The 20,786-nt window shown below is 40.8% G+C and carries 15 protein-coding genes and 1 CRISPR repeat array; of the genes, 12 read left to right on the top strand and 3 right to left on the bottom strand.

Features of this window, described 5'->3' with window-relative positions; genetic code table 11:
- The first annotated feature begins 41 nt into the window (after positions 1-41).
- From cas1 to J4856_RS01215, 5 genes are all read left to right on the top strand, one after another.
- The gene (gene cas1, locus J4856_RS01235; protein ID WP_065368014.1) at positions 42-1,019 is read left to right on the top strand and encodes a CRISPR-associated endonuclease Cas1; all 978 of its coding nucleotides are present in this window, start codon (positions 42-44) and stop codon (positions 1,017-1,019) included.
- A gap of 77 nt (positions 1,020-1,096) precedes the next feature.
- Positions 1,097-2,113: a CRISPR-associated primase-polymerase type B gene (locus J4856_RS01230; RefSeq protein ID WP_025839844.1), complete on the top strand. Its 1,017-nt coding sequence runs from the start codon at positions 1,097-1,099 to the stop codon at positions 2,111-2,113.
- Between the two features lie 56 nt (positions 2,114-2,169).
- Positions 2,170-2,640, top strand: a complete 471-nt coding sequence (gene cas2 / locus J4856_RS01225; RefSeq protein WP_025839843.1) for a CRISPR-associated endonuclease Cas2 — start codon at positions 2,170-2,172, stop codon at positions 2,638-2,640.
- Positions 2,641-2,843: 203 nt separating this feature from the next.
- A CRISPR array of direct repeats spans positions 2,844-4,756; the repeat unit is 37 nt; unit sequence CTCTGAGAGTATCTTCCATTAAAACAAGGATTAAGAC.
- A gap of 478 nt (positions 4,757-5,234) precedes the next feature.
- A complete protein-coding gene (serS, locus tag J4856_RS01220) occupies positions 5,235-6,524 on the top strand; it encodes a serine--tRNA ligase (RefSeq protein WP_025839805.1) in 1,290 nt (429 codons plus the stop codon).
- A gap of 171 nt (positions 6,525-6,695) precedes the next feature.
- Positions 6,696-9,053, top strand: coding sequence for a bifunctional dihydroorotate dehydrogenase B NAD binding subunit/NADPH-dependent glutamate synthase (locus J4856_RS01215; protein WP_065368013.1), 2,358 nt, complete (start codon positions 6,696-6,698; stop codon positions 9,051-9,053).
- Positions 9,054-9,145: 92 nt separating this feature from the next.
- Here J4856_RS01215 and queC read toward each other — a convergent pair whose 3' ends face one another.
- Positions 9,146-9,802 (bottom strand): 7-cyano-7-deazaguanine synthase QueC, encoded by a 657-nt coding sequence (gene queC, locus J4856_RS01210; RefSeq protein ID WP_065368012.1) that lies wholly within the window; start codon positions 9,800-9,802, stop codon positions 9,146-9,148.
- Positions 9,803-9,919: 117 nt separating this feature from the next.
- Between queC and J4856_RS01205 the strand changes: the two genes are divergently transcribed.
- The 4 genes from J4856_RS01205 (at position 9,920) to J4856_RS01190 (ending at position 13,778) form a co-directional block, all read left to right on the top strand.
- Positions 9,920-11,170 carry a phosphoglycerate kinase gene (locus tag J4856_RS01205; protein WP_065368011.1) on the top strand — a complete coding sequence of 417 codons (1,251 nt, stop codon included), beginning with the start codon at positions 9,920-9,922 and terminating at the stop codon, positions 11,168-11,170.
- Between the two features lie 584 nt (positions 11,171-11,754).
- Positions 11,755-12,390, top strand: coding sequence for a SanA/YdcF family protein (locus J4856_RS01200; RefSeq protein ID WP_065368010.1), 636 nt, complete (start codon positions 11,755-11,757; stop codon positions 12,388-12,390).
- A 112-nt stretch (positions 12,391-12,502) separates the two neighbouring features.
- Complete coding sequence (locus J4856_RS01195) at positions 12,503-12,880, top strand: LytTR family DNA-binding domain-containing protein (protein WP_234967257.1); 378 nt, start codon at positions 12,503-12,505, stop codon at positions 12,878-12,880.
- The gene (locus tag J4856_RS01190; protein ID WP_025839807.1) at positions 12,870-13,778 is read left to right on the top strand and encodes a hypothetical protein; all 909 of its coding nucleotides are present in this window, start codon (positions 12,870-12,872) and stop codon (positions 13,776-13,778) included. Before J4856_RS01195 ends, J4856_RS01190 begins: the two co-directional genes overlap by 11 nt.
- Positions 13,779-14,128: 350 nt before the next feature.
- Here the strand turns inward: J4856_RS01190 and J4856_RS01185 are convergent, their stop codons facing one another.
- Both J4856_RS01185 and J4856_RS01180 read right to left on the bottom strand, forming a co-directional pair.
- Positions 14,129-14,734: a hypothetical protein gene (locus tag J4856_RS01185; protein ID WP_242403137.1), complete on the bottom strand. Its 606-nt coding sequence runs from the start codon at positions 14,732-14,734 to the stop codon at positions 14,129-14,131.
- 99 nt (positions 14,735-14,833) lie between these two features.
- Positions 14,834-16,378: an alpha-L-fucosidase gene (locus J4856_RS01180; RefSeq protein WP_025839808.1), complete on the bottom strand. Its 1,545-nt coding sequence runs from the start codon at positions 16,376-16,378 to the stop codon at positions 14,834-14,836.
- A gap of 248 nt (positions 16,379-16,626) precedes the next feature.
- Between J4856_RS01180 and J4856_RS01175 the strand changes: the two genes are divergently transcribed.
- Genes J4856_RS01175 through J4856_RS01165 form a run of 3 tightly spaced genes read left to right on the top strand, consistent with a single transcriptional unit; the run spans position 16,627 to position 20,774 of the window.
- Positions 16,627-17,943 (top strand): MFS transporter, encoded by a 1,317-nt coding sequence (locus J4856_RS01175; RefSeq protein WP_025839809.1) that lies wholly within the window; start codon positions 16,627-16,629, stop codon positions 17,941-17,943.
- 54 nt (positions 17,944-17,997) lie between these two features.
- A complete protein-coding gene (gene nagB, locus J4856_RS01170; RefSeq protein WP_065368009.1) occupies positions 17,998-18,786 on the top strand; it encodes a glucosamine-6-phosphate deaminase in 789 nt (262 codons plus the stop codon).
- Positions 18,786-20,774 (top strand): glucosamine-6-phosphate deaminase, encoded by a 1,989-nt coding sequence (locus tag J4856_RS01165; RefSeq protein WP_025839810.1) that lies wholly within the window; start codon positions 18,786-18,788, stop codon positions 20,772-20,774. The genes nagB and J4856_RS01165 overlap by 1 nt, the downstream gene beginning before the upstream one ends.
- Positions 20,775-20,786 lie beyond the last annotated feature (12 nt).

Genomic DNA, 20,786 nt, shown 5'->3' with positions numbered 1-20,786 from the left:
ATAAAGAATAAAAACAAGAATTAAAACACACTTCTAACTTTATGGAATTAATACTCAACACATTTGGCGTTTCACTTAATCGTGACAATGAAGGTTTCGTTATCAATACATCTGAGGGTAAACAACGCATACCTGCTGTAGGCATAGATAGCATACAAATCAGCCGTGGTGCACAGATAACAAGTGATGCTGTAATGCTCGCAATAGAACACGAGATAGAAGTAATGTTCATGGACAAGACTGGAAAACCTATCGGACGTATATGGAGTCCTAAATATGGTAGTATTTCTACTATTCGAAAAGGGCAGTTGAACTTTATCTACTCTCACAACGCAGTAGACTGGATAAAGGAGGTCCTACTCAAGAAGATAGAAAATCAACAGGCCCTGATGTTACTTTTCAACAATGATGACCATCCAGAAACAGATACAGAAAAAAACATAGCAAGATTAGAAGACTACCGCAATAAAATCCGCACACTTGATGGCGACATTGTTAATGACATTGCTCCTATGTTACGTGGATGGGAGGGACAAGCCTCACGCATATATTTCAGCACTATAAATGCATTCCTTCCAGAGCAGTTTCGCTTCAATATCCGCTCACAACATCCTGCGCTCGACATCACAAATGCGTTCCTTAATTATGGTTATGGTATCCTCTACGGACGCATTGAGGGAGCGCTTATTAAAGCAGGAGTTGACCCATACATTGGTGTTCTACATCGTGACGACTACAATCGTCCCGTTCTTGTCTATGATATCATCGAGATGTACCGTATCTGGGTAGATTATGTTGTCTATACACTTCTTGCACAAAATGTTATTACGGAGGAGTTTTATTCTGTTCGTGAAGATGGCTCTTACTGGCTTGAAGCCCTTGGACGTCGTGTACTCATACAATCACTCAACGACTACATGGACGAGGTGATAACCGTAAAAGGAGTAACAAGGTCTCGTTTGACCATACTCTCACTCTATGCACAATCCCTTGCCCAAAAATTTAAAGAGGAAATGTAAAGAATTAACGAGGAGAAAACTGAAAAACAGTTTAGTCTCCTAACTCTAATACATTAATACTTTCACCCGAGAACACTATGCTACTATTCGGAACAAACATACAATCTGCAGCTGACGAATTAAAGAAGGTACAAGAAGAGTATCTCTATAATAGCCTCCGTAACCCTAAGCCTACTATTGCTGCAACAATCCAGCAACTACGTATAGTTTACAGCATGGATGCTAAAGCCTATGCGCAGCTAAAAAGAAGACTGCCATATTTTGTCTGTGGACAATTTAACCCACCTTTCCGCAGAAAGGAGAACTTTGCTTACACAGAAAGCTTTATTCTTGACTTTGACCATCTATCATCTAAGCAACTATCAATGAAAACTATACGTGATAATATTGTGAAAGATGAACAAGTCATGATGTGTTTTACGTCACCAAGTGAGGATGGCCTGAAAGTTATGTTTCGGCTTAAAGAACGATGCTATGATGCAGGATTATATTCTATTTTTTACAAAGCCTTTGCTGCTACTTTTGCTATGCGGCATAATTTGACCCAAGTAACTGATAGTAAGACCTCAGATGTTGCACGTGCATGTTTTATCAGCATAGACCCAAATGCCTATTTCAATCCAAATTCAATACCTGTTGATATTAAAGCTTATCTTGACGAATCAAATCCAGACTTGCTCTTCAAAATAAAACACGAACAAGACGAACATGACAAAGTTATCAAGAAGAGTGACGACGAACAGGTGCCTTTACCAAAAGATCCTGACAAAGATATATTAACACGTATTCGACAGCAACTTAATCCAAAGGCACAACTGCCAATAGAACAACATCCAGCCTATGTACCAGAACGGCTCAACGAAATAATTGCTGAATTAAAACTCTTTATAGAAGAAACAGGACTACAAGTAACAGAGATTATTAATATACAATATGCTAAGAAAATTCGAGCACGATTAGGACAAAAGGAAGCCGAGGTAAACCTCTTTTATGGTAAACGTGGATTCAGCGTCGTCATATCTCCCAGATTTGGAACAAATGAAGAACTGAACGAACTACTTGCAGATTTAATTAAAGCTTTTCTACAAAAGTAAAAAAGACAAATCAAGTCTAAATTCTTGATAGCTTTACACAAATATAAAACCCAAAAATGAGAAAACCTATTCCATACATAGAAATCCTACGAAAACTTTCGAGAGCTGGTGTACAGAACTCACCTCCCATCAATCGACGGACAGGTGATTTTAGTAACATACAGACACTTCAAGAACGTGTAGACTTTCTTATGGGAGTAGTAAACAAGCCCAAACGGCCAGCTACCAATATGCTATTCTTCGTTATGTATGATATAGAAAGCGACAAGGTGCGCTATCATATTGCAAAATATCTGGAACGTAAAGGATGTACTCGCATACAGCGTTCTATCTTCCTTGCCGACCTCGATAAGAAAGTCTATGACTTAATCAAAAGCGACCTTGAAGAAGTACAATCGCTCTATGACAATCATGACAGCATCATCATATGTCCCGCCTCCACTGATCAATTACAAGCAATGAAAATTATCGGTGAAGATATAAGTATAGACATCATAACTCGTTCGCGTAACACATTATTCTTCTAAGAGATAAAACTAACAAAACTCTTTTAGCAAAAAAGAATGTACTATTTCTTAAAGAATATTTAACGCAGTGATCTTTGACATCTTGAAAATTATTTGTAATTTTGCACCCGCAAATAAGCGGGTTAATTTATGTTAATAAAAGCGTTTCTAAAAGCTTGAACATACCCCAAATACTCGTATACAAAGGAACATAAGTCTTTGCTCTCTGAGAGTATCTTCCATTAAAACAAGGATTAAGACACAACACTCTTTTCATAATTTGTAGCACAGACTCTGAGAGTATCTTCCATTAAAACAAGGATTAAGACATGTTATCTTGCCCTTCTCAATTTCCTCTTTGATGCCTCTGAGAGTATCTTCCATTAAAACAAGGATTAAGACCTCTGCAAGAGTAGAATAGTAATCTTTAGGAGCTTCTCTGAGAGTATCTTCCATTAAAACAAGGATTAAGACTTGCCCGTGCATGATTTTATGCACTTTACCATCATCGACTCTGAGAGTATCTTCCATTAAAACAAGGATTAAGACTGATTCAGGACGTGAAAGAATGTGATTAACTGCAAAAGCTCTGAGAGTATCTTCCATTAAAACAAGGATTAAGACGTTTTCTTTGTACCACAAAGTGTCGAAATTGAACTCTGAGAGTATCTTCCATTAAAACAAGGATTAAGACAGTGCAGAACGACTACACACAAAAAGTACAATACACTCTGAGAGTATCTTCCATTAAAACAAGGATTAAGACCTTACTAACTTTTGGAGTACCCGCCAAAGTAGCTCTCTGAGAGTATCTTCCATTAAAACAAGGATTAAGACATCTTAGATCTTTCTGCTCTTTTTAAAGAATGACCTCTCTGAGAGTATCTTCCATTAAAACAAGGATTAAGACGCCTCCCTGTGCTGCTAAATCGATAAAATCAAATTCTCTGAGAGTATCTTCCATTAAAACAAGGATTAAGACGTTATATATTGGATTTATCGGGTTTCTGGAGCTCTCTGAGAGTATCTTCCATTAAAACAAGGATTAAGACTGGTTTATAACCATTTAAAGCCTCGATATTCCACTCTGAGAGTATCTTCCATTAAAACAAGGATTAAGACTTGCAGATGTAACCTGTAACTGAAAAATTGTTCACTCTGAGAGTATCTTCCATTAAAACAAGGATTAAGACCGAGCGATGGCTGCCTTGTCGAAGTTCTTAACGTCTCTGAGAGTATCTTCCATTAAAACAAGGATTAAGACATCATATTCTGCTTTTGTATTGAATGTTTTTAAGTCTCTGAGAGTATCTTCCATTAAAACAAGGATTAAGACAATCTATCAATTACTAATAGCTTGTTTAGGTCAACTCTGAGAGTATCTTCCATTAAAACAAGGATTAAGACCATATTAGGAAAGGCTTAAATAGTTACTACCGATCTCTGAGAGTATCTTCCATTAAAACAAGGATTAAGACCAATCTTAAAACTGTTACCCGCAGTCAACAAAGACTCTGAGAGTATCTTCCATTAAAACAAGGATTAAGACCAACCTTATTATCAGAACTACTAAAAGGATTAGTATCTCTGAGAGTATCTTCCATTAAAACAAGGATTAAGACGCAGCATCATCATTGTCTCGAAACTGAGCAACAACTCTGAGAGTATCTTCCATTAAAACAAGGATTAAGACCGACTAAGAGGATTAATAACAATAACTAAAAACTTCTCTGAGAGTATCTTCCATTAAAACAAGGATTAAGACGTAACAGCCTCAACCCATTCACGTTTTTCACCATTCTCTGAGAGTATCTTCCATTAAAACAAGGATTAAGACGTGCAGAACGACCACGCACATGAAATACAGTACAAATGACTCTGAGAGTATCTTCCATTAAAACAAGGATTAAGACATTGCAATACGTTTGTGTATCCTGCGTTCTTTACTCGCTCTGAGAGTATCTTCCATTAAAACAAGGATTAAGACTGAGAGTACTCTCACCAACGCACTACTCTTAATGGTCTCTCTGAGAGTATCTTCCATTAAAACAAGGATTAAGACAAAAACCTAAATCAATTCAAAGCAAATTCAACACCTAACTCTGAGAGTATCTTCCATTAAAACAAGGATTAAGTGTAATCTAATAGTACTATAACAAAGATTCCCCCGATATTAAGAAATAACAGAGTTCACATATATCATAAGTTCTCCTGACTTAACTAAGATTATAGCAAGCTATTTTCTCAAGTTAAATTTCCTGTCACTCCTTTCAGCCTACACACGCATACAAACACTTGATTAACAGGAGATTTGTTAGATATGTTAAAAGTGACAGTAAATTAAAAACAACATTACTATCATAAAAATCACCATAAATCTTCTTCTAACTCAGTAGACTTTATCACTCCATATTTGGGAAATAGCAAAATTATAAACACGCAAAGCATTTATAATGGCATTATTTTTCGTAAATACTTCTTTCATAAACAGAACCAACTACCCCCTCCATTCCTACAAGTAAATAACAAAATAAGTAATATAAATGTTTTTGACTTATAGAAGTTTTTTCGTAACTTTGCTCTCAGAAACAAATTAAAATAAAGATTAGAACGTTATGCTTACATTAAAGCTCATCAGTGAAGAAACTGAACGCGTCATCAAAGGATTGGAGAAGAAATACTTCAATGGTGCACGTGAAGCAGTAGAGAAAGTATTGGAATATGACCGTCTGCGTCGTGAGACTCAGCAGAAGCTTGACACAAACAAGCAGCAGCAGAATCAGCTCTCGAAGCAGATTGGCGGACTGATGAAAGAAGGAAAGAAAGACGAAGCTAACAAGATAAAGGAAGAGGTAGCACTCTTAAAGTCTTCTGACAAGGCTCTCCAAGAGATAATGGATATAGCACAGAAGGACATGACAGACGTGTTGCTGACTATTCCAAATATCCCTAACGAACAGGTACCAGAAGGTAAGGATGCTTCTGACAATGTCGTTGTAAAAGAAGGTGGTGAGATACCTAACCTTCCTGCTGACGCCTTGTGCCACTGGGACTTGCTGAAGAAGTTCAACTTAGTAGATTTCGACCTTGGTGTGAAGATTACTGGTGCTGGCTTCCCACTCTATATCGGTAAGATGGCTCGCTTCCAGCGTGCCTTAGAGGCTTTCTTCCTTGACGAAGCTCGTAAGAGTGGATACTTAGAGGTACAGCCACCATTGGTAGTAAATCAGGACTCTGGTTTGGCAACGGGTCAGCTGCCAGACAAGGAGGGACAGATGTATCACGCCAACCTTGATGACCTCTACCTCATTCCAACAGCTGAGGTTCCTGTAACCAATATCTTCCGTGATGAGATTCTGAACGAGCAAGACCTGCCAATCAAACGTTGTGCTTATTCAGCTTGTTTCCGTCGTGAAGCGGGCAGCTATGGTAAAGACGTACGCGGCTTGAACCGTTTGCACCAGTTTGACAAGGTTGAGATTGTACGTATTGACAAACCAGAACATTCTTACGAGTCATTAGACGAGATGCTCGAGCACGTAGAAGGCTTGTTGAAGAAATTAGAACTTCCTTACCACATCCTCCGTCTGTGTGGTGGCGATATGAGTTTCACATCAGCCATCTGTTACGACTTTGAGGTGTGGAGTGCAGCTCAGGAGCGTTGGTTGGAGGTATCAAGCGTATCAAACTTCGAAAGCTATCAGGCAAATCGTCTGCACTGCCGCTTCCGTCATGCAGATGACAAGAAGATTGAGCTCTGCCACACCCTGAATGGCTCAGCACTTGCCTTGCCACGTATCGTTGCAGCTATCATCGAGAACAACCAGACCCCAGAGGGTATTCGTGTACCAAAGGTACTCGTTCCTTATTGTGGTTTCGAGATGCTCGACGACAAGATGAACTAAAATATACAGCCCCTCCCTTTAAGAAGGAGGGGCATTATTACTGCGAACAACAAATAAAAATAACAAAAGTTACTTACCTTAAACTATCAGTTTAGCCCTCATTACATTGAATACCATCCATTGTATAAAGGTGATAAAAGGTGAGAACTTTTTAATATCTATTACCACTCCATGAACAAGATTATCCGTAAACAACAGTTTTCCGAGAAGGTATTCTGCATAGAAGTAGAAGCACCACTCATTGCACGAAGCTGCCGCCCTGGTAACTTTATCATCGTGCGTGTTGACAACCACAGCGAACGTGTACCTTACACCATTGCTAAGTCCGACCCAGTAAAGGGTACGCTCACCATGGTTATTCAAGAGGTAGGACGCTCATCAACAAAGCTTTGCCAGTTGAATGAAGGCGACGAGATTGTCGATATCGTCGGCCCACTTGGTACCCCATCCCACATTGAGAACTATGGTACGATTATCTGTGCTGGTGGTGGTATCGGTATTGCCGCCATCCTCCCTATCCTCACAGCCTTGAAGAAAGCAGGCAACAGAGTTATCTCTGTTCTTGCTGGTCGCACCAAGGAATTGGTTATCATGGTAGATGACGTAAAGAAATACTCTGATGAGGTTATCATCATGACCGATGATGGCTCTTACGGAGAGAAGGGCGTTGTCACTGTGGGCGTAGAAAAGGTGATACAGCGTGAACACGTTGACAAGGTATTGGCGATTGGTCCTCCTATCATGATGAAGTTCACCTCACTTTTGGCGAAGAAGTACGGTATTCCTAACGACGTATCTCTCAACACCATTATGGTAGATGGAACTGGTATGTGTGGTGCTTGCCGCCTGACGATTGGTGGTAAGACTCGCTTTGTCTGCATTGATGGTCCAGAATTTGATGGCGACCTCGTTGACTGGGATGAGATGTTCAAGCGAATGGGAACATTTAAGGAGATTGAGACCTCCCCCAGCCCCTCCAAAGGAGGGGAGTGCCAAGCGGAAAACAAGGCAGGAACAGCTTGCGAAGCCGAAAAAGCTACAGAAAGTTGTCAGAAAGAAAATGCTGCTGCCCATACAACCCACCTTTCAGAAGAGATGGCGGACGACGATTGGCGTGCTGTTTTGCGCAAGGCCCTCAAGCCAAAGGAGCGCACAGCAATCGAGCGTGTAAAGATGCCAGAGCTTGCCCCAGCCTATCGTGCGAAGACTCGTTTAGAGGAAGTAAATATTGGTCTGACACCTGAAATGGCTATGCAAGAAGCGAAACGCTGTCTTGACTGTCCGAAACCATCGTGCGTTGAGGGTTGTCCTGTAAACATTCACATCCCTGATTTCATTAAGAATATTGAGCGTGGCAACTTCTTCGAGGCTGCCAAGATACTCAAGGAGACATCTGCCCTGCCAGCCGTATGTGGTCGTGTTTGTCCACAAGAAAAGCAATGTGAGAGCCGTTGTATCCATCTGAAGATGAAGTCTCCAGCCGTTGCCATCGGTTATCTGGAGCGTTTCGCAGCCGATTACGAACGTGAGAGCGGGCACATGGCATTGCCAGAAGTAGCACCATCAAATGGTATCAAGGTTGCTGTTATTGGCTCCGGCCCTGCTGGACTAAGCTTTGCAGGCGACATGGCCAAGCGTGGATTTGAGGTTTATGTCTTCGAGGCGTTGCATGAGATTGGTGGTGTATTGAAATATGGTATCCCTGAGTTCCGTCTGCCAAACAAGATTGTCGATGTCGAGATAGATAATCTTCGTCGCATTGGTGTACACTTCCAGACAGATACTATCGTCGGTAAGACCATTAGCATAGAAGAGTTGGAGGATAAAGGTTTCAAGGGCGTCTTCGTTGGTTCAGGTGCCGGATTGCCTAACTTCATGGGTATTCCTGGTGAGAACGCCATCAACATCCTTTCAAGTAATGAGTATCTGACACGTGTCAACCTCATGGATGCTGCCAACCCAGAGACCGATACACCTATCATCATGGGTAAGAAGGTGTTGGTGATTGGTGGTGGTAACACCGCTATGGACTCTTGCCGTACAGCAAAACGATTAGGTGGCGACGTAACCCTCGTCTATCGTCGTTCAGAAGCTGAGATGCCAGCACGTCTTGAAGAGGTGAAACATGCTAAGGAAGAAGGTATTAAGTTCCTTACCCTCCATAATCCAAAAGAGTATAAGGCCGATGAGAAGGGACGTGTTTGTGCTGCCGTCTTAGACGTAATGAAACTTGGAGAACCAGACGCAAGTGGACGCTGTCGTCCAGAGTTAACAGGTGAGACCATAACCGTTGATTGTGATCAGGTTATCGTTGCCGTAGGTGTATCGCCTAACCCATTGGTTCCAAAGTCTATCAAGGGATTGGAGTTAGGTCGCAAAGATACCATTGTAGTCAACGATCGCATGCAGAGTTCACAGCCAGAAATCTTTGCCGGTGGTGACATCGTTCGTGGTGGTGCAACCGTTATTCTCGCTATGGGTGACGGAAGAAGAGCTGCTGCGAATATGGCAGAACAATTGATTGGTTAAATCTCATCACTTATCAATAACGAAACAGTCGGATAGAAACCTCTACCCGACTGTTTTGTTTTTAGTTGTGGATGAAGATTTCATCACTCGATTTAGTCCTTGTGATAGATCGTTGGATCCTGCACGCCAGCTTCCTCAAAAGCCTCCTTGCGTTCCACACACGTTCCGCACTTACCACAATGTACGTCAGCACCTTTATAGCAACTCCATGTCTTGGAATAATCAATACCCAATGCCGCACCACGAGCCACGATCTCAGCCTTTGTTATTTTAGTATAAGGAGCTTCTATACGCACGTTTACAAACGTGCCAGCCTCAGCAGCACCATTCATTGCATGGATAAACTCTGGGCGACAGTCAGGATAAATCGTGTGGTCTCCACCATGATTAGCGATATACACTCGCTTCAATTCGTGACTCTCAGCAATACCCGTGGCAATCGCCAACATGATGCCATTGCGGAAAGGCACAACCGTTGATTTCATATTCTCTTCTTCATAATGTCCCTCTGGGATAGCATCAGCCCCATCCAGCAACGAACTCTTAAAATACTGGTGCATAAACGACAACGGAATCGTTATATGAGGAATGTCCAATTTCTCACAATGGTACTGAGCAAAAGGTAGTTCCTTAGCCCCATGATTCTGACCATAGTCAAAAGAAATTGCCAAGGCGATTGTCTCCGCCTTGTCATACAATAACGTGATAGAATCTAGTCCACCACTGACAATAATAACCGAATCTTTCATTACAATCTTATTTTTCTGCAAATTTACAAAAAAGATAGTGTTTGATTTCACCAATCCATCAAAAATTAGTATTTTTGCCGATACGAAAATTATAACATTACAAATAATAAAAAACAAATGAAAATTAACGATTTTAACTTCGCAGGACATAAGGCTATCGTCCGCGTAGACTTCAATGTGCCTTTGGATGAGAAGGGTCATGTTACTGACGATACACGTATCCGTGGTGCTTTACCAACACTGAAGAAGATTTTGTCTGACGGTGGTGCTCTCATCATGATGAGCCACATGGGTAAGCCAAAGGGAAAGGTGAAGCCAGAGCTTTCATTGAGTCAGATTGTTAAGAACGTTAGCGATGCTCTCGGTGTTGAGGTTAAGTTCGCTAAAGACGCTGGCCATGCTGAGGCTGAGGCTGCAGCATTGAAGCCAGGCGAGACTCTCTTGCTTGAGAACCTCCGTTACTATCCAGAGGAGGAAGGCAAGCCAGTAGGTGTTGAGAAGGGTACTCCAGAGTTCGACGCTGCAAAGGCTGAGATGAAGGATCGTCAGAAGGACTTCGCTAAGAAGCTCGCTTCATACGCTGATGTATATGTAAACGATGCCTTCGGTACAGCTCATCGTAAGCACGCTTCAACAGCAGTTATCGCTGATTACTTCGATGCTGACCACAAGATGTTGGGTTACCTCATGGAGAAAGAGGTTACAGCTATTGAAAACGTATTGAAGAATGCTCAGCATCCTTTCACAGCTATCATTGGCGGTTCAAAGGTTAGCTCTAAACTCGGTGTTATTAAGAACCTTCTCGACAAGGTTGACAACCTCATCATCGGTGGTGGTATGGGTTATACCTTCATCAAGGCACAGGGTGGTAAGATTGGTAAGTCACTCCACGAGGACGACTTGATGCCAGAGGCTTTGAACGTAATCGCTGCAGCTAAGGAGAAGGGTGTTAACCTTTCACTCTCTGTTGCTACTGTTTGTGGTAAGGAGTTCTCTAACGACACTGAGCGTAAAGTATTCCCAATCGACCAGATTCCTGATGAGTGGGAAGGTATGGACGCATCTGAGGAGAGCATCGATGCTTGGAAGAAGATTATCCTCGCTTCTAAGACTATCCTTTGGAACGGTCCTGTAGGCGTATTCGAGTTGGAGAACTTTGCTAAGGGTACTGGCGAGATTGCCAAGGCTGTTGCACAGGCTACTCAGGAGAATGGTGCATACTCACTCGTTGGTGGTGGTGACTCTGTTGCTGCTGTTAACAAATTCGGTCTTGCAGACAAGGTATCTTACGTATCTACTGGTGGTGGTGCTATGCTCGAGGCTATCGAGGGTAAAGTACTCCCAGGTGTAGCTGCTATCCAGAAGTAAGAGATTTATTTCTCAAATATACAAAAGCCGTTGCTTCCTTATGAAGTAACGGCTTTTTTTATATAATGACTAATAGAAGAAACAAACCATATATCCACAGTAGTATCTAATAGATTACAAAAACAAAATTACGATTTACATCCCAACAAGAGATTATAAACTTCATCAAGCCACTCTCTTTTGTAATAAGAACTTCACATCTACAATTTTATCCTTTGAACTTTGAATATTGAACATTGAACTTTATGATTTGTACTATTAACTTTGAACAATTACCGACTACGAATTTCTCTAATTACGCTAAAATTTTTGCTAAATAATTCGTGTCATTCGCATAATTTGCAGTTAACTTTTTGATTTGCGTTTAACCCTTAAGCTACATCAGTAATCATAATTATGAGTTTTGAATTATGAATTAACAACTCGGGGTTTCATACAGCCTGAGTACTATTTCATCAGCAGATAGAAAAAAGATAAGCGTAGGAAAAACATAAAGCATAACTTTGTATCAAGGTTATTAAAAACAATATCAAAACAAGACATTCATGTGTCTGACAACTTAAAACATTTAATTCAAAAAGAAAATGAAAAGAAACAAACAGAGAAAGAAGCGAATCTTTTATTCTACCTCCATTATCATTGCCATACTCGGAACTATTATTACGTTGTGCAATATAATCGTTGATAAGAATGCCAAGGGAAGAACATTCAATAATATCAATGAAGTCCCCACTATGCATACAGCCCTACTGCTTGGCACTAACCCGAAGGCAAGGGGAGGTAAAAGACCAAGTGCCTTCTACATGGCACGTATCAATGCTACAGTAAAACTTTACAAACACAGAAAGTTCAAATATCTCATCATCAGTGGAGACAAGCGCAAAGGATATGACGAACCACAGACTATGCGACAAGACCTGATGAAAAGAGGCGTACCCGACAGTATCATCACTATGGACGGACAAGGCTATCGCACCCTACTCTCTATGAGAAATATTAAGCAACACTTTGGAGTAAATGATATGATTATTATCTCACAGAAGTGGCACAATGAGCGCAGTATCTTCTTAGCAGACAAGATGAACATTAAAGCTGTGGGATATAATGCTGATGACGTACGACATCCAAGGGCTATATGGACACATATAAGAGAATTACTAGCAAGAGTTAAACTCTTTATTGATTTATATGTTACACATAGGAAAGACTTCTGTGAGTAGCCATCCTAAACCATTGAATACCCGAAAGAAATAGATTCTTATACAAAACCATAAGAGTATAGCTTTTTATTACTAAATTTGCAGTAATATAACAATTCATTGATAATAAGTAGTGAAGCAGCTGTTAATCATACAAAACGGAAGCACAGAAATGATGCGACTGGCGTTTGACGAGATTCTTTATATCCGGTCAGACGGCAACTATTGTGTGATGACACTCTCAAATGGTGAGGAGATACAGCTATGGATAAACCTCAAAGCCATTACAGAACTCATTGACCAACAGATGCGACAGCAAGAAATCGTGTTTGTAAGAGTGGGTAAACAATATGTTCTCAACCTTCACTATATCAGTAGAATTGACACAAAGAAGGACCAGCTGAGCCTATGGAGAAAAGAACTTTCACAAAAGATAGTTCTTGATTCTATTTCCCATAAAGCCCTGCAACTTCTTGAAGAGGGATTAAAACAAAAGCAAAATGAGTTATAGTGACGACGATATTCAGTTCTTAGGAGGTACAGACTTTAAGCCTTCTCAGAAAGAAAATAAGCAGAAAACAGCATCTCGAAGATGGTGGGTAGGACTTGTTGTGCTTGCTTTCATTGTCCTTTCTGCAGCAACCTTCTACTTCTGGCAGAAAGCAAACAGCCGTACACTCGCTTTTGATTACCCACTAAGTCGCACATCAACAGAAATCATTCGCGACTTGGAAAAGATGCCGTCAGACTCTTTACAAGGCGTAACGATGACGGTAGACTCACTTTATGGTGTGAGCATGAAACTATATGAATTGCACGGACTTACGCCTACCCTATCTCGCACAGCCCCTTCAGACAGCGACTCAACCATCTGTCTTGTCACACATGGTTGGGACTTTTATTGGGATGAAAACCATGAATACAAGTATATTGGCGACTTTGTCTATCAAGGAAAGGAATATGCAAATGGGCATAGCAAGGCTGGCTTTGTAGCTATTGTTGGCGACAAGTGGCAAATAGGTATCGGTCAAGACGATTCTATAAAGGAGTATGTAAAAGCCCACAACGGTAGTATGTTCCGCCAATTCGCCCTCGTATCAGCAGGACAAATATGTGAGGAACAGTTTGCCTTAAAGGGAAAAGTGACACGCTGTGCATTGGCACGTAAAGCCGGCTCTACAACGATTTGCTATGTTGAGACAATCCATAAAGAATCCCTCTACGACTTTGCACAAGCCCTTGCTGACTATGGCTTTACCGATGCCATCTATCTGACAGGTGGAAACAACGGCAACACCTTCTATCGTACACCATCTGATAGCATCTGTGGAGTGGCTGATTGGAAGGAGTATGCAGATAACCTATTGATATTTAAGAAACAACAAACCAATAAGTTGACAAGGAAATAAAAGACCATTAATGCAAGTTATATAAAAAAGAGGGTGTGTCAAAATGCAAATACCATTTTGATAATCTAACAATTTGAAACAATCCAATAAAAATGCCATTTCCATATTCGATTTTGAGTAAAGAAATGGTCTTTTCTTTGCCTTTTGAAGATTCTACTTATAGATTGAAAGTTGTCAAGTTATTAATTTGTATTTTGACACACCCTCTTTTATATAACTTATCTACTTGCTCTAAGTTCTTTTATATATTGTTAGCCATTAAGATGTTTGCATTATGTACAGTCTTCGTCTCGTGTAAGAAATGTACGATTATACCTATAACACAATCGCCACTTTAACTTGTAGAAGACTTATTTACCACTATATTTATGAAAAACATGTTCGTCTCCATTATCTTGATTTATATAGATAAAAACACTGTGAGGTATCTCTTCCTTAAAGTTTAATAAATTGAGGACCCCAAGAACAGGCTGCCCATTCAAATCTTCTTCCATCACGTCCTTTATGTGTAAAATATTATCTTCAACTTTTACAAAAAAACCTTTGGGGAAATTTGAGTAATAACCTTGTCTTATTCTATTTTTATACACAATAATATTTCCTGAAGAATGAGGACTTTCTTTTAGTCCAAATGTATCTTCTTTTTTTAAAAAGGATATAGTGTCAATATTTGAATTGAGAATACTCCCCACAAAAAGAATCTCTGACTTACAGATATTATTTCTGTCTTTTGCTATTATAACAACCTTTTGTTTTATATGATTAACAATTGTATTTTCATATCTCACAACGGTCCTATCATATTTTTCAAAGGTTGTATAGATTGTATCTCCAACAAAGCCCTGACTTATATTGTGAGATAAGCCTTTTGAATTATAACAACTGCTGATGCAGCTTATAAAACAAAATAGTAAGAAAAGTCTGTACATATACTTATCTTTTATAATCAGAACCATAAAAGCTATGGTTCTGATTATTAACTTTTATATCATATGGCTTATGTATATATTCACTTTTGGTAGATAACTTATTGTAATAAGCCTAAGAAAAATAGCTTAATCTCTTAATCGGTACAAACCAATCTCAGAAATAGCAGGTACGGCACGCACCTCACTGATGATAAGGCGCACCTCTTTAGCAGTCTCAACAGGGAACTTCAACAAACGCTTATGACCAACAGTTGTTCCCCCTGTTACCTTCTTCCAGTTGCCCTTAGCATCCTTTACTTCGAGTGAGAACTTCTCTACACGCTGTCCCTTACGGATATCCTCCTGCACGGAAAGAACGTTGAAAGTAGCTGGCTTCTTCAACTTAAATTGGAAGACAGCCTTACCATCCTTCATCTTTGGACGTACAGATGTGTCGTAATTGTCGTCAATAACATTGCGACCCTTACCTTCTGAAACTGCGCAAGTAACCTTTGCCTTTGCCAAGAGGTTATCAGTGAAGGTATTTACATACAACTGACGGAAACCACGAAGACTTCTTATATCAGCCTCAGAGAGTTTGCCTTCCTTATTAGGAGGGAGATTCAAGAGGAGTACACCATTCATTCCGACAGATGTGAAATAGATGTCCATCAGTTCCTTTGGCGACTTCACCTTGCTATCCTGATCCTCATGATAGAACCAACCTGGACGGATAGATACGTCAATCTCAGCAGGATACCAAATAAGTGACTTTGCCTTCTCAATCTTCTTACGACTACCAAGGTCCTGCCCCATCATATCACCGACAGGTGCAGTCAGTACTTCCTGCTGTGAGTTCTTAGCAATCGCATCCTGATCAAGATTATCCTTAGGAACAACACTCCATTCCATCTCACGCCCACGACCAGTCTCAGTACCAACCCAACGAACATCAGGTCCCATGACAGCTATCACTGCCTCAGGTTGTAACTTACGGATAAGCTCATACCAACGTACAAAATCGTACTCCTGCTTCTTGCCATTTGCCCCTTCGCCACAAGCACCATCAAACCATACTTCGCTCACCTTACCATATTGCGTCAGCAACTCAGTCAACTGCTTTACGAAGAAATCATTATACTCTTTTGTTCCATAAAGTGGAGAATTACGGTCCCAGGGAGAGAGGTAAACACCAAACTCCATACCATACTTTCTACAGGCGTCGCTGACCTCACGCACTACGTCTCCCTTCCCATTTTTCCATGGAGAATGTTTTACACTATGCTCCGTATAGGCTGATGGCCATAGACAGAAACCATCATGGTGTTTACAAGTAAGAATAGCACACTTAAAGCCAGCTGCTTTCAATTCACGTATCCACTGGTCCGCATCAAGGTCTGTTGGGTTGAAGATAGCAGGTGACTCCTTACCATCGCCCCACTCTCGTCCTGTATAAGTATTAACGCCATAATGTAAGAACGCCGTTAACTCCTGACGTTGCCAATTGAACTGACGCTGGGAAGGAATAACATTCGCTGCCTTACGAACAATGTCAGCAGGAGAATCTGTCGGGTTAATCACAACAACATTCTGTTCCTGCGCATGGATTACTGGAAGAATCGCTGGAGCAAAGAGTAAACCCGAACAAGCTATTGTCGTCTTAAAGAAACGGGAATAAGTATTCAGCCACATAAAAAAGGTAATGATTTTAATATATAAAATTGATATTCGCAGCAAATTTAGGCAAAATCATCGAAAGAACCAAACACACACACAATAAAAAACAACTAATAGACGTTATATTTACAATTATTAGAAGAAAGGAAGTTTCAAAAGCAAGAGAGCTATTATGTTCGCAAATTAAAGTTAAATAAGACTTTTTTAATAAGTAAAAATGCTACTTTAGCTGTACTTTCTTTAGAAAATCTTATAAAAAGAAAATGAATTTAAATTCTAAGAACCTAAAAGAGGAAAACAAACTGCTGCATAGCCCAGCGACATGGGTTCCTACGCTTTATTTCGCCATGGGTATGCCTTTCGTCGTACTCAATATGGTATGTACACTCATGTATAAAGGAATGGGAGTATCTGATAAACAGATAGCCTTTTGGACCTCCCTCATCATGCTTCCATGGACACTTAAACCACTATGGAGTCCGTTCTTAGAGATTTACAAGACAAAGAAATTCTTTGTTGTATTGACACAGCTGTTAACAGGTGTGCTTTTTGCATTAGTAGCCTTTGCACTTCATCTTCCGTTCTTCTTTTCAGTCACGATTGCGATACTCGCTGTCATAGCATTGAGTGGTGCTACACATGACATTGCTGCAGATGGTATCTATATGTCAGCACTCTCAAACGAAGAGCAAGCACGCTGGATAGGTTGGCAAGGAGCTTTTTATAACATTGCAAAGATTGCAGCAACAGGTGGACTTGTTTACTTGGCAGGAACATTCATTGAGCATTTCGGCGTAACGAAAGCATGGATGTTTATCATGCTTATCATCGCTACAATAATGATTGTGATAGGTTGTTACCATGTCTTTATCCTTCCAAACCCAAAAAAGGCTACAACGGAATCGCCTAAATCATTAAAAGATTCATTAAACGAGCTTGTTGAAGTGTTCCGCGACTTTTTTAAGAAGAAACACATTATATATTATATCTTCTTCATCATCCTCTATCGTTTTGCAGAGGGTTTTGTAATGAAGATTGTACCTCTCTTCCTTAAGGCATCACGTATCGAACAAGGTTTGGGATTAAGTGAACAAGAGATTGGGCTCTGCTATGGTACCTTTGGTGCTGCAGCATTCGTTATTGGCTCAATCCTTGCAGGCTATTACATTGCATGGAGAGGATTGCAAAAGAGTCTTTTCTCCCTCGCATTGGTATTCAACATCCCATTCATAGCCTATACATTCTTAGCAATCTATCAACCAGAGAGCCTTTGGTTGATTGGCGGTGCTATCGTAATGGAATACTTCGGCTATGGCTTCGGCTTTGTTGGACTATCACTCTTTATGATGCAACAGATTGCACCAGGTAAACACCAGATGGCACACTATGCTTTTGCAAGTGGTATTATGAACTTGGGGGTAATGTTACCGGGTATGTTGAGTGGTGTTTTCAGTGACTTCTTCGGTTATCGTCACTTCTTTATCTTCGTCTTGGTATGTACCATTCCTGCGCTACTTATAACATGGTTCGTTCCATTCACATACGCAGACAACACGAAGAAAGAAAAGATTGGAGCATAAAAATAGAGACTTTCTAAACATAAAACCAGAAATAAATAATTAAAACCAAAAAGTATGAGATTAATTATAGAACCTAACTACGAGAAGTTATCTAAATGGGCAGCAAACTACGTCATTGAACGTATCAATGCTGCTAAAAATCAAGACAAGCCATTTGTACTCGGTTTGCCAACTGGTTCTTCACCAGAGGGTATGTATGCAGAGTTGGTAAAGGCTTATAAAGAAGGAAGAGTGAGCTTCAAGAATGTTGTTACATTCAACATGGACGAGTATGTTGGTTTGCCAGAGAATCACCCACAAAGCTATCACAGCTTTATGGCAGAGAACCTCTTCAATCACATTGATTGTCCAAAGGAGAACATTCATATCTTGAATGGTAACGCAAAAGACCTTGAGGCAGAGTGCCAGCATTATGAGGACATGATTCGTGAGGCGGGTGGTATCGACCTCTTCTTGGGTGGTATCGGCCCTGATGGTCACATTGCCTTCAACGAACCAGGTTCATCTCTCCGTTCACGCACTCGTATCAAGACATTGACATCAGACACACGTATTGCCAACTCACGTTTCTTCGACAATGACCCAAATAAGGTTCCTGTTCATGCCCTGACAGTAGGTGTTGGTACCGTAATGGATGCAAAGGAAGTATTGATTCTTGTAAATGGTCACAACAAGGCAGAGGCCTTGCGTGCGGCAGTAGAAGGCGCAATCACACAGAAGTGGACAATCAGTGCTTTACAGATGCACGAGCATGGTATCATTGTTTGTGATGAGAGTGCTACAGACAAATTAATAGTAGAAACATACAAATACTTTAAAGACATAGAAAAGGAGAACTTGTAATGAAACTGAATTTAAGTTCACAGATTGTACTCAATCAAATACCTGAGGAGTTTTATCGGCCAGCAACAGCTATTGAACGTTCGGAGATAACACGTTTTGAGAAGGTTCCTACTGATATCTTCCCAACAATTGAAGAAGGCACAATCGACATAGCTAATCAACTTGAAGCAGACATCAAGAAGAGAGAGCAAGAAGGAAGAAAATATGTTATGAGCATTGGCTCTGGCTCTTCCCTCACACCAATTTTCCAGGAGCTTATCAAGCGTCATCAAGCTGGCAAATTGAGCTTTAAGAATGTTGTCATCTTCAATGCTTACGAATACTTCCCACTCAGTGTAGAAAACGTAAACCGTAGCATTAACCAGCTCAAGGAACGTTTCTTGAATCATATTGACATCGAGGTAGAGAACATCTATACACCTGATGGTACAATTATTCAGGACGACGTACAGGAGCATTGCCGCCAATATGAACAGAGCATAAAAGAGTTAGGTGGACTTGACGTTATCCTTTTGGGTATTGGCCGTATGGGTAATATCGCAACCAACGAGCCTGGTTCAAGCATAACATCTGCTTCACGTCTTATCTTGATTGATGAGACCTCACGTGAGGAGATGAAAATGAGCTTTGGTTCACAGGAATCTGTACCTCCTTGTTCTATCACAATGGGCATCAGCACCATCCTTTCAGCACGTAAGATTTTCCTTACTGCTTGGGGTGAAGAGAAAGCTGAAATTATCAAGAAGACTGTTGAGGGTAAAGTAAGTGATGCTATTCCTGCATCTTTCTTGCAGACACATAACGATGCACATGTTGTTATTGACCTCTCTGCAGCCGCTAAGTTGACACGTATTCAGCATCCTTGGCTTGTTGCTTCATGCAAATGGACAGATAAGTTAGTACGCTCTGCACTTGTTTGGCTTTGCCAGGTTACAGGTAAGCCACTTCTCAAGTTGACCAATAAGGACTACAATGAGAATGGCCTTAGCGAACTTCTTGCCCTCTATGGTTCAGCATACAATGCAAACATTAAGATTTTTAATGACCTTCAGCATACTATTACAGGATGGCCAGGCGGTAAGCCAGACGCTGACGACACCTATCGTCCAGAGCGTGCAAAGCCATTCCCTAAGAGAGTGATTGTATTCTCTCCACACCCTGATGATGATGTCATCTCAATGGGTGGAACACTCCGTCGTTTGGTACAGCAGGGACACGATGTTCATGTAGCTTATGAGACATCTGGTAATATTGCTGTTGGCGATGAGGAGGTTGTACGCTTTATGCATTTCATCAATGGTTTCAACCAACTCTTTACTGGCGAACAGGATGAGGTTATAAAGGCAAAGTACAAAGAGATCAAAGAGTTCTTGAAGAACAAGAAGGAAGGTGATATCGACTCACACGATATTCGTGTCATCAAAGGTCTTATCCGTCGTGGTGAGGCACGTACGGCTTCAACCTTTAATCAGATTCCTCTCGACCATGTTCACTTCCTCGACCTTCCTTTCTATGAGTCTGGTAAGATCGAGAAACTCCCTATGGGTGAAGCTGATGTGAACATCGTAAGAGAACTCATCACAAAAGTTAAGCCTCACCAGATTTATGTGGCAGGTGACTTGGCCGACCCTCATGGCACACACCGTAAGTGTACTGACGCTGTTCTGGCTGCTATCGACCTAGAGAAAGAAGCTAAAGCTGAATGGTTGAAGGACTGTCGTGTATGGATGTATCGTGGTGCATGGGCAGAATGGGAAATTGAGAACATCGAGATGTGTGTGCCTATCAGCCCAGAGGAGTTGCGTGCAAAGCGTAACTCTATCCTCAAGCACCAGAGTCAGATGGAAAGTGCTCCGTTCCTCGGTAATGACGAACGCCTCTTCTGGCAACGTTCAGAAGACCGCAACCGAGGTACTGCTAAGCTATATGATGACTTAGGACTTGCTTGCTACGAGGCAATGGAAGCATTTGTAGAATACAAGTTTTAATACTTAGCTAAT

The sequence above is a fragment of the Prevotella scopos JCM 17725 genome (genome assembly GCF_018127785.1).
Lineage (GTDB): Bacteria > Bacteroidota > Bacteroidia > Bacteroidales > Bacteroidaceae > Prevotella > Prevotella scopos.
The sequence above is the reverse complement of the archived record's forward strand: the minus strand, read 5'-3'. Positions and strand labels throughout refer to the sequence as shown.